This is a genomic window from Streptomyces laculatispora (assembly GCF_017353455.1).
Taxonomy (GTDB): Bacteria; Actinomycetota; Actinomycetes; order Streptomycetales; family Streptomycetaceae; genus Streptomyces; species Streptomyces laculatispora.
Map to the genome: position 1 here is coordinate 1 of NZ_JAFMPZ010000132.1, position 10,490 is coordinate 10,490.

At 71.9% G+C, this 10,490-nt stretch carries 10 protein-coding genes and 2 pseudogenes; 9 read left to right on the top strand and 3 right to left on the bottom strand.

The window, feature by feature from the left end:
• The 5 genes and pseudogenes from J1C73_RS07815 to J1C73_RS07835 form a co-directional block, all read left to right on the top strand.
• Positions 1-282: pseudogene (locus J1C73_RS07815) on the top strand (ATP-binding protein); the annotation flags it as partial.
• Positions 283-289: 7 nt separating this feature from the next.
• Positions 290-724 (top strand): roadblock/LC7 domain-containing protein, encoded by a 435-nt coding sequence (locus tag J1C73_RS07820; protein ID WP_207315701.1) that lies wholly within the window; start codon positions 290-292, stop codon positions 722-724.
• A 2-nt stretch (positions 725-726) separates the two neighbouring features.
• The gene (locus J1C73_RS07825; RefSeq protein WP_185095503.1) at positions 727-1,098 is read left to right on the top strand and encodes a DUF742 domain-containing protein; all 372 of its coding nucleotides are present in this window, start codon (positions 727-729) and stop codon (positions 1,096-1,098) included.
• Entirely contained in the window at positions 1,076-1,855 is a 780-nt protein-coding gene (locus tag J1C73_RS07830; protein ID WP_242643866.1) for a GTP-binding protein, read from the top strand. The genes J1C73_RS07825 and J1C73_RS07830 overlap by 23 nt, the downstream gene beginning before the upstream one ends.
• A complete protein-coding gene (locus tag J1C73_RS07835; protein WP_207315702.1) occupies positions 1,852-2,439 on the top strand; it encodes a GAF domain-containing protein in 588 nt (195 codons plus the stop codon). Before J1C73_RS07830 ends, J1C73_RS07835 begins: the two co-directional genes overlap by 4 nt.
• Positions 2,440-2,480: 41 nt before the next feature.
• On the opposite strand, the gene J1C73_RS07840 is transcribed toward J1C73_RS07835, so the two are convergent.
• Both J1C73_RS07840 and J1C73_RS07845 read right to left on the bottom strand, forming a co-directional pair.
• Positions 2,481-4,406 (bottom strand): DUF2264 domain-containing protein, encoded by a 1,926-nt coding sequence (locus J1C73_RS07840; RefSeq protein WP_207315703.1) that lies wholly within the window; start codon positions 4,404-4,406, stop codon positions 2,481-2,483.
• A 39-nt stretch (positions 4,407-4,445) separates the two neighbouring features.
• Positions 4,446-5,183, bottom strand: coding sequence for a polysaccharide lyase family 8 super-sandwich domain-containing protein (locus tag J1C73_RS07845; protein ID WP_207315704.1), 738 nt, complete (start codon positions 5,181-5,183; stop codon positions 4,446-4,448).
• Here J1C73_RS07845 and J1C73_RS07850 point away from each other — a divergent pair.
• The 3 genes and pseudogenes from J1C73_RS07850 to J1C73_RS07860 all read left to right on the top strand — a co-directional run.
• Positions 5,149-5,361: pseudogene (locus J1C73_RS07850) on the top strand (SDR family oxidoreductase); the annotation flags it as partial. The gene J1C73_RS07845 and the pseudogene J1C73_RS07850 overlap by 35 nt on opposite strands.
• The gene (locus tag J1C73_RS07855) at positions 5,358-5,960 is read left to right on the top strand and encodes a TetR/AcrR family transcriptional regulator (protein WP_207315705.1); all 603 of its coding nucleotides are present in this window, start codon (positions 5,358-5,360) and stop codon (positions 5,958-5,960) included. The pseudogene J1C73_RS07850 and the gene J1C73_RS07855, both read left to right, overlap by 4 nt.
• Before the next feature lie 29 nt (positions 5,961-5,989).
• Complete coding sequence (locus J1C73_RS07860) at positions 5,990-7,147, top strand: acetyl-CoA C-acetyltransferase (RefSeq protein ID WP_207315706.1); 1,158 nt, start codon at positions 5,990-5,992, stop codon at positions 7,145-7,147.
• Positions 7,148-7,266: 119 nt separating this feature from the next.
• Here J1C73_RS07860 and J1C73_RS07865 read toward each other — a convergent pair whose 3' ends face one another.
• Positions 7,267-8,604: a M64 family metallopeptidase gene (locus J1C73_RS07865; RefSeq protein WP_307797626.1), complete on the bottom strand. Its 1,338-nt coding sequence runs from the start codon at positions 8,602-8,604 to the stop codon at positions 7,267-7,269.
• 501 nt (positions 8,605-9,105) lie between these two features.
• On the opposite strand from J1C73_RS07865, the gene J1C73_RS07870 reads away from it, so the two are divergent.
• Positions 9,106-10,490, top strand: a 1,385-nt coding sequence (locus tag J1C73_RS07870; RefSeq protein ID WP_207315708.1) for a helix-turn-helix domain-containing protein, incomplete at its 3' end; no start/stop codon positions are given.

Genomic DNA, 10,490 nt, shown 5'->3' on the forward strand with positions numbered 1-10,490 from the left:
CCCGTCCCGCGCACCGAGGACGAACCCACCCTGCACGACCCGGGCCTGGTGGCAGCCTTCCGGCGCGGCATCGACCTCGCCGAGGCCCGTGCCGAATCGGAGCCCGAACCGGGGTCCGGATCGCGGGCCGGGTCCGGGACCGCTCCCGGAGCGGCGACAGCCGCCGCGCCACCACTGGACCCGCTTCCGGTCCGCGGCGCCACGGCGCCCGGGGAACTCCTCCGGGCCGGCTCGTACCACAGCGATCAAGACCCACTCGAAGCGAACACCTCCAAGGAGTAGATGCACCATGGCGACCGATATGCCGTCCGGTCAGGTCTCGGACCTCGACTGGCTGCTGAGCGGACTGGTACAGCGCGTGCCGTACACCCGCAGTGCGGTCCTGCTCTCCGCCGACGGGCTGGTGAAATCCCTCCATGGCATGGACGCCGACAGCGCCGACCACATGGCGGCGCTGGCCGCCGGCCTGTACTCCCTCGGCCGCAGTGCCGGGGCGCGGTTCGGGGACAACGGGGAGGTCCGCCAGGTGGTGGTGGAACTCGACTCCACGTTGCTCTTCGTCGCCACCGCCGGTTCCGGCACCTGTCTGGCCGTGCTCGCCGGGCGGAGCGCCGATGCCGCTGTGCTGGGCTACGAGATGACCATGCTGGTCAAGAGCGTCCGGCCCTATCTGATGACCCCGACCAGACAGGCGGCCGGGGTCACGGGCGCCACGGGGCTGTGAGCGTGTCGGCCACCCAGGACGCGCCGTTGCTCGACGATGCGGCCGGGCGCCTCATCCGCCCGTACACGGTGAGCGGCGGCCGCACCCGTCCCACCACCGTGCTCGACCTGCTCTCCCTGGTGATGGCCACCGGAACCGTTCCGCAGGTCCACCTCGGCCCCGAGCACTCGGTGGCGCTGGAACTGTGCGACGGTCCCACCTCGGTGGCCGAGATCGCCGCACACCTACGGCTGCCCGCGGTCGTCACCAAGGTGCTCCTCTCCGACCTGGTCGACTGCGGAGCGGTCACGGCGCACCCGCCCGCCTTCCATGACATGCCCACTGACCGATCCCTGCTGGAGGCAGTGCTCGATGGCTTACGACGACAGCTCTGACGGTTTCGGCAGCTCCGCCCCGTACGCGGGGACCGGGAGCCCCGGAAACGTCGGCTATGCGGAGGGCTCCGGGATCGCTGGTCACGCCGAGGCACGGGGGAACGGGGGGTACGCGGAAGCCCCCGGCTCCCTCGGGTACGCGGAAGCACCACCCAGCAGTCCCGAGGGTTTTCCCGTCGCGCTCAAGGTGCTGGTGGCGGGCGGATTCGGTGTCGGCAAGACCACCTTCGTCGGCGCGGTCAGCGAGATCGCACCGCTGAGTACGGAGGAGCTGCTGACCCAGGTCAGCGCGGCGACCGACAGCCTCGAAGGCATCGAGTCCAAGACCTCGACCACGGTGGCCATGGACTTCGGCCGCATCACGCTGGACGAGCAGCATGTGCTCTATCTGTTCGGCACACCCGGCCAGGAACGCTTCTGGTTCATGTGGGACGAGCTCTCCCAGGGCGCGCTCGGAGCGGTGGTCATCGCAGACACCCGCAGGCTGGAGGAGTGCTTCGCGGCCGTCGACTTCTTCGAGCGGCGCGGCATCGGATTCATCGTCGCCGTCAACGAGTTCGACGGCGCCTTCCGCTACGGCCCCCAGGAGGTACGGGCCGCGCTCGATCTGGCACCCGCGGTACCGGTCGTCCTGTGCGACGCCCGGATCGCCAGCTCGGGAACCGGCGCGCTGGTCACCCTCGTCCAGCACCTCATCAACGCCACCGCCGAGCCGGCCCCGCTCTCCGGCCACGGCAGTTTCGGAGTCCGTACGTGATCCCGCACGCCATCGGGCGGATGCTGCTGACCCCCGTCGACAGCGACGCCCCCGTCCGGACCCAGCGGCTGCGCAGCCTTGGCCTGGGGGAGCGGTCCGACGCCTCGTTCGACAACTTCGACGCCTTCGCCGACCGGGTGGCCGAAGTGACCGACGTGCCCTTCTCGATGGTCAACTTCATCGACGGCAACCGGCAGTTCTACGCCGGGCTGCACACCCCGGCGGGCATCCGCAAGGGCGCCGACCTGGGAGCCACGGCGGCGGGCAGCGGCCGCAGCAGCCGCTATATGGCCCTCGACCACGGCTACTGCCCGCACGTCGTGGTGCGGCGCAGGGCGCTGGTCCTGGAGGACGTCTGCGACTATCCGCGGTTCGCCGGGAACCCGGTCGTCGACGACATAGGCATCCGCTCATACCTCGGGGCGCCGCTCATCGACCGCACGGGGATCGCCCTGGGCGCCGTCTGCGCCGTGGACACCGTGCCCCGCCCGTGGGGGCGGGCCGGGCTCGACGCGATCAAGTCCCTGGCGCAGGAGCTGATCGCGCACATCCACCGCCGGGAGGACAACAGCATCGGAATCTGAGCCCGGGCCGCCGGCCGAGGCGCGGAGCCGGCCGGCGCCGGTCAGACCTCGACCCGGCTCCCGTCCAGGAAGGTCAGCACGACCGCGTCGCCGTCCACGCGCACGCGCACTGCCGTACGGAGCGCCTCCGGATGGACACTGTCGCGGGACAGCACGACGAGCGACACATGAACGCTCCGGCCGCCCGGACGCGGTGCGCTGCGCAGATACGGGACCGCCGAGTGCGGTCCGTACGCGTTGGACTCCACATCGCGGGCCACCGCGGCCCCGTCGGCGCCGCCGTCCCACCCGTACAGCGCGACCACCGCGCTGGTCAGCCCCTCGGCCGTGCGGGCGAGCGCCCAGTCCGGCCCCGACGAGGCGAATGGGCTCGTCCGGTCGGCGACCGCGTGACCGCCCTCCCGGACCACCGCGCCCTCCGGCGACTCGACCCGGTGCACCCGGATCTCCCACGGGCCGTGCAGCACGCTCGTCGTCTCGATCCGGTACGCGCGCTCGTCACCCGGCAGCCGCGCCGCCGACCAGGACGCGGCGACACGGTCCTCGCAGCGCAGCGGATGGATCCGGCGGCGCCGCGACGGGGTGCCGTCCGGGGCGACCAGGGCCAGGTGGCCGTCGACGGTACGGGCCAGGGCGTGCGGCGCGGACTCCGGCGCGGTCGCCGTCGAGTACCCGAGCTTCGCGTAGTGCGGGTCGTCCTCGCCCGCACCCAGGTCCGGATCGGCGTCGGCCGGGGCGGGCGCGGGGGGATTGTGGTCGCTGCCGTGGTTGACCAGCCGGACGATCCCGTCGTGCCGGGTGCCGTGCAGCAGCCAGCCCGGCGCGGGCAGAGCAATGTACGTGTCGGACTCCTCGACGGGCAGCGGTAGTTCACGCTCCGTCCACACCGCGTGGTCTGCCGGGAGCAGCAGCCCGAGGAAGCCCTTGCTCGCCCAGTACGGGGAGGCCGGACCCGAGTACGGCTGGGTGGACGGCAGGAAGGTGTCGTGCCAGCCGAGCGTCAGCAGCCCCCGCTCGTCCGGCACCCCGCGCTCCGCGAAGTGCCGCAGAGTGCCCGAGGCGAGCCGGCGGGTCAGACCGGGCGCCAGCGGCGTGCAGTCGGCGAGCGCGCCCATCCATACCGGGGCGAGCGCGGCGAAACGATACGTGAGCGAACGGCCCTGGTGGACCGGGGCGCCGTCGGACCCGAAGAAGTGCTGGTAGTCCTCCAGGAACCGGCTCAGCCGCTCCCGGTACACCGCGGCCCGGCCGCCGTCGCCGTCAGGCCCGGCGATCCGCGCCCACAGCAGGGGGTACAGATGCATGGCCCAGCCGACGTAGTAGTCGAAATTGCGGCCGTCCCCGTCGGTGTACCAGCCGTCGCCGACGTACCAGTCCTCGATCCTGTCCAGTCCGCCCTCGATGTCGGACCGGCTGTACGGGGCCCCCACGGAGGCGAGGAACTGCTCGGACACCACCTGGAAGAGCCGCCAGTTGTTGTCCCAGGTACGGCCGCCGACGAACCCGGAGAACCAGTCGACGACCCGCTCCTGGACCCCGGCGTCCAGCCGGTCCCAGATCCACGGCCGGGTCTCGTGCAGGGCGACCGCGACCGAGGCCGCCTCCACCATCTGCTGCGAGCAGTCCGTCAGGCGCGGCCAGGCCTCACCGCTCCCGGGATCGGTGCCGGCCGCGAGACCGGCCGCATAGCGCTCGGTCAGCGAGGGGTCGACCGCCCCGCCCGCGCCCGCGATCCGGCAGGCGGCGAGCAGGAACGACCGGGCGAAGCCCTCGAGACCGTCCGAGACGACCCCCGACCAGCTGCCGCGGCCGGGCAGCCGGTACTGCGCGAAACCGGGTGTGGCGTACGGCGTCAGTGCGTCCAGCATCCGGTCGGCGGTCGCCTCCCAGTGCGCCCGGGTCCAGCCGGTACGTGACGACAGGACCCGGTCGGTCGGCGGCAGTTGCAGATGCGGGGCGACGGACATGGTGGCGCTGCTCCTTGGAATTGATGCTCAGGGGGTGGATTACTGGACGAGTTCGGTGCGGTGGGTGTGGCCGCGGGAGCCGCCGGCCTCGACCGTGACGACGGTCCTGCGGCCGGGCGTGACGCTCACGGTGGCGTCGGAATGCGCCACCGACCGCACACGGAAGGGGAGTTCGACCGTCAGTGAGGTCTGCGTCCGGCCCGGGTCGGCGACTGCGACGGACACCTGCGCGCCCCTTCGCCGCACGAGCACCGACGCCGGGCCGGACGAGGTGATCCCGGCGGCGGACCCGGCGCCCCAGAAGTGCACGGCGGTCAGCCCGGCCCGGCGGTCCTCCACGGCCTGCGCGGCGGCGTCATTGGCGACGATCCGGACCGGCCGGGAGTGCGACCAGACGGCCGTGGCGGCCGCCGACGCGCCGGGCAGCAGCACATAGGCGTAGCCGTCGTCGGTGGGTGAGATCCCGTGGTCCAGCCGGAGCGTGAGGTAGCGGCGGGTGACGGGATCGGTGCTGCCACCGGTGTCGGCCCCCGTGTCGATGGCCCGCCAGGTCCCGGTGCGCTCCTCGCGCAGAGCGTGCAGCGTGGCCCCCTCGGGGAAGACATAGCCGCCGACACCGTCGAGATGCGCCCACCGGGCCCGGCCGAACTCATCGGCCCGGCCCTGCTCCACGGGCTGCGGAACACCGTCGACCAGCAGCCGGTTGCGGCCCCGCGCGCCGAGGCCGCGGTTCTCGACGATCGTCTCGACCGCCGCCGTCGCCCCGAGCCTGGCCATGCACCCGCACCTGGTGAAGGTCACCACCCCGGACCTCCTCGCCGAACTCACCGAACGCGAGGCTTTCGGCCGGTACGCCGAGCCCTGGGAGATCGCCAACGTCATCGTCTTCCTGGCCAGCGGCTACTCCTCGTACATGACCGGGGAGACCGTTTCCGTCAGCAGCCAGAGGGCGTGAACGCGATCGCCGGGAACGCCAACGCCGAACGGCGCGCCGAACTCCTGGCGACCGCCGCCGAGGTGTTCGCCGCCCTGGGCTACAACGCCACCACCGTCCGCCGCATCGCGGACGAGGCGGGGCTGCTCGCGGGCAGCCTCTACTACCACTTCGACTCCAAGGAGTCGATGCTGGACGAGATCCTCTCGGCCTTCCTGGACGAGCTGTGGGCGGGCTACGGCACCGTCCTGGCCGCCGGACTCGGACCCGGGGCGACCATCGAGGCGCTGGTCACCCAGTCCTTCCGGCAGATCGACCGGCACGGACCCGCGGTCGCCATCTACCAGAAGGAGTCCAGGCACCTCTCCGCCCAGCCGCGCTTCACCTACCTCACCGACTCCCGGGCGAAGTTCGAGGACGCCTGGCTGCGCACCCTGGAACGCGGCGTCGCCGAACAGGCCTTCCGCGGCGACCTGGACGTCCGGCTCGTCTACCGCTTCGTCCGCGACACCGTCTGGGTGGCCGCCTCCTGGTACCGCCCCGGCGGTACCCACAGCCCGGAGGAGATCGCCCGCCAGTACCTGTCCATGGTCCTCGAAGGAATCACCCCGAGGACCTGACCGCCACCCCGCAGACCCAAGGAGCAGTCATGGCCGAGGCCTACATCGTCGAAGCGGTACGCACCCCGGTCGGCCGGCGCAAGGGCGGGCTGTCCGCAGTCCACCCCGCCGACCTCGGGGCCCATGTCCTCAAGGCGCTGGTCGAGCGCAGCGGAGTCGACCCGGGCGCCGTGGACGACGTCGTCTTCGGCTGCCTGGACACCGTCGGTCCGCAGGCCGGGGACATCGCCCGCACCGCGTGGCTCGCCGCGGGCCTTCCCGAGGAGGTGCCCGGCACCACCGTCGACCGGCAGTGTGGCTCCTCCCAGCAGGCCGTCCACTTCGCCGCCCAGGGCGTGCTGTCCGGCACCCAGGACCTGGTCGTCGCGGGCGGCACCCAGAACATGTCGATGATCCCCATCGCCTTCGCCGGCCGTCAGGCCGCGGAACCGCTGGGGCTGACCGACGGCCCGTACGCGGGCTCCGCCGGCTGGCGCGCCCGCTACGGCGACGCGCCCGTCAACCAGTTCCACGGCGCCGAACTCATCGCCGAGAAATGGGGGATCAGCCGCCAGGACATGGAGGAGTTCGCCCTGCGCTCGCACCGGCGGGCGCTGCACGCCATCGACGAGGGCCGCTTCGACCGCGAGACCGTCGCCTACGGAGACGTCCGGGTCGACGAGGGCCCGCGCCGCGACACCTCGCTGGAGAAGATGGCCGGCCTCAAGCCGGTCGTCGAGGGCGGCCGGCTGACCGCCGGGGTCTCCTCCCAGGTCTCCGACGGCGCCTCGGCGCTGCTCATCGCCTCCGAGCGGGCCGTCGCCGAGCACGGCCTCACCCCCCGCGCCCGCGTCCACCACCTCTCGGTGCGCGGAGAGGACCCGATCCGGATGCTCTCGGCACCGATCCCGGCGACGGCGTACGCGCTGAAGAAGGCCGGGATGTCCATCGGCGACATCGACCTCGTCGAGATCAACGAGGCGTTCGCCCCGGTCGTCCTGGCGTGGCTGAAGGAGACCGGCGCCGACCCGGACAAGGTCAACGTCAACGGCGGCGCCATCGCGCTCGGCCACCCGCTCGGCGCCACCGGCACCAAGCTGATGACGACGCTGCTGCACGAACTGGAGCGCACCGGCGGCCGCTACGGCCTGCAGACGATGTGCGAGGGCGGCGGCCAGGCCAACGTCACCATCATCGAGCGCCTCTGAGCCGACCGGCAGCCGTCCGGACCGGCTCCGCCCGCTGAGCCGGTCCGGTGGGGCACTAGGGCCTGTTCCGGGCGGAGGCTCGGGCGGCGACGGTCGGGGTCGGGCCCGGGAAGGTGGCCTCAGTGGTGCTGGTGGGCCTTGTGGCCGGATGCCTTGACCGTCCAGGTCATGCTCTCGGTGGCCTCGGCGCGGACCTTGGGGTCGCGGATCGACCGGGTACGGTCGGCGGACTCGACCGTGACGGTGTGGGTCCTGCCGTCCGCGGCAACGCCCAGCGCGGCGGGGGCGACGGTGGTGAGACCCTGCGCACGCTTGACGCGTTTGCCGTCGACGTACCAGCGCAGCTCGGGCGAGGCCAGGCCGGTGAGCTCGGCCTGGGAGACCTTGATGCTGCTGGTCCTGAGGACCGCGCTGCTCGTGCCGACCTTGCTGCTCAGCGCGTTGGCCTCGCGGTAGAAGCCGGCGATCATGGCCTCACGTCCGGGGAGGTTGAAGTCGCTGATGTCCAGGGCCCGCATGAGGGAGTTGGCGGTCGGGCGGTAGAGCCCGAAGGGGTAGTAGCTGCTGCCCTCGTACGTGCCGACGGTGCCGCCTGTCGGGTCGGTCTCACCGAGCCAGCGGTACCACTTGGTCCGGTTGGCGGCCAGTTGCTCCGCGGTGAAGGAGCTGGAGTTGATGTCGGCGACCTCGCCGCCGGTCCAGGTGCCGTAACTGTCGTACGTGTACTCGTCCGCCAGGAGGCCAACCGAGTGGGCGATCTCGTGGGCGGCGATCATGCTCGACTGCGCGTTGTCCGAGGAGAGGGTCGACACGCCGCCGAACGGGTAGCCCTCCGCCTCCAGCCCCGAGTAGCCGGCGCCGCCGTACTTGGTGGAGTTGGAGACGACGACGACCAGGTCGGCCTCGGGGGCCTTGGCGGCGTAGGAGGCCACCTTGTCGATGTCGGCGCAGATCAGGCGCTCGGTCTCCGAGCACCAGAAGTAGCTGCCGAGCGCGGTGTCCTTGGTGACGTCGGCGGTCGGGTCGCCGGTGATGCCGGATTCGGCGGACACCGCGTCGACGGTCCACACGTTCATCAGGCCCTGATAGCTGGAGTAGGGCTCGATATTGGTGATGTCAGCCCACTTCGTGGCCGCCGCGGTGTGAAACGCGTCCTGCTGGTCGGCGGTGTAGCCGTCGCCGACGATCACCACGTCGAGCCGGTCGGCCGAGGAGCCGGTCACGGACAGTTCTCCCACCTGCCCGTCCGTCGTCCCGGCGCCGGGTGTCGCGCTGCGGGCGGCGGAACGACCGCTCACCGTATCCGTGTTGAGCGGGACATCGGTCCGCCGTCCTTCGCCGCCGGGCTCGGGGAAGTACTCGACGCTGACACGCGGTTCCTGGGAGGGCTTCGGTTCCGCGGCAGCCGCGGGCGAGGCGATGACCGCTCCCATGAGGGCCGTGAGTGCGACGCTCACGGATATAGCGGCAGTTCTCTTCGTGTTCATGTCAGTCCTCGTCGTGGTGTTCGTCTCGGCGGGGGAGCGCAGTGATGGTGCCGGGGCTTCCGGGCATCCGTGGCGCTGGCGCGGCCGGCTTTCGCGGCGATGTGTTCGCGGAAGAGCCCGGCCGCTCAGGTCGGCGAGGCAGTCGGCGGGGAGCCGGCGAGCCCCTGGTCGCAGGACCGGCCGGTGGCCGGGAGGGCGACGTCCTCCCATGCCTGCGCCATGTTAATTCCCTTGTTGAGTGCGTTTGAGTTGACGTTTAACTTAGGCTGCGGGGAAGACGCGCACAACGGGTGCGAGGACAGGAGTCTTGTGGGTTTCGGGTAACTGAGTTCTCCGTAAGCGGATGAATCCGTGTATCACGCCAGTGTTCGGGCGGTGTCGGAGTACGTGGGAACATGCCGGGACGTCGCACGCGGCGCGTCGGAGCACCGCACCGGTGACCACTGGCGGACACGGGACGAGGGGGCTGCCATGGCCGCAACCAGCAGGGCGACGACGGACGGCGACGAGGCTCCCGGCCGGACGGACCCGGAACGGGAAGAGGCGCAGGGGGCACCGGCCGCGATCGGCCGCCGGGTGAGACGGCTCCGCAAGGAACGCGAGCTGACTCAGCGGCAGCTTGCCGAGCCCGCCTACACCGCCGCCTACGTGTCCACCCTGGAGGCCGGCAAGGTGCGGCCCTCCGAAGCCGCCCTACGGCACATCGCCGAACGGCTCGGTGTCGCCCACGAGGAACTCGCCACGGGCCGGCCCACCCACATCGCCACCGCCCTGCGGATGGAACTGGCCGACGCCCAGCGGACACTGGCCGTCGAGGACGCGGCCGACGCGCGGGCCGCCTATGAGCAGGTCCTCGGCCGGGCCGAGGAGTACGGGCTCACCCAGGAACGGGCGGCAGCGCTCGTAGGGCTCGGGGAGTGCGCGTTGGAGACGGGCGACCTGGCCGAGGCCCTGGCCCGTTTCGAGGCGGCCGAACACGCACTGGCCGACGAGCCGCTCCCCGTCCGTGCACGGGCGGTCCGGGGCAGGGCGGTCGCCCACTTCCTGGCCGGTGAACTGCGCTACTCCTGCTACCTGTTGGAAAGCGCGATCGACGAACTGAACATGTCGGGGCTGCACGACCCGGGCGCGCTGCTCCAGCTCTACACGGCCTCGATCGCCCCGTACATGGACATGGGCGCCCACGCCCGCGCCGCACAAGCCGCTGAATTCGCCCTGGCCCTGGTCCCACAGGTGTCCGACCCCGCCCTGGTCGCCACGATGCACCGGGCTGTGGCCCGCACACTGCTCGCCGAAGGCCGTGTCGACGCCGCCCAGGCATCGCTGGCGCGGGCCGCCGAGCTCTACCAGCAGCTCCAGATCCGCACCGAACTCGCTCACTGCCACTGGATGCGGGGCTACGTCTGGGCCCAGCACGACGACCTCGTGCGGGCGGAGACGGAACTGCGCACCGCGCACTCGATGCTGGTGTCCAAGCGGGCGGCACTGTACGTCTCACAGGTGGAGGTCGAGCTCGCCGACGTCCTGCGCAGGAGGGGAAAACCGGCGGAGGCCGCAGAGCTGCTGGAAAGCCTGCTGGCCGGACTCCAGCCCGGCCGCGGCGCGGTGCACGCCGGCGGCGCCCACCGGCTTCTCGGACTGATCGCCGAGACGGCCGGGGACGCCGAGGCGGCTGAACTGCACTACGCCACCGCGCTCTCCCTGCTCGAACAGACGGGAGCTGCCGGAGACCTCGCCGACATCTGCCGCCTGCTCGGAGACCTGCTGCGCAGCGAGGGCCGGACGGAAGCGGCGCTGAACGCCTACCGAACCGGCCTCGGCCACCGCGCCGAACCGGGCACCACCACCCTCGGCCC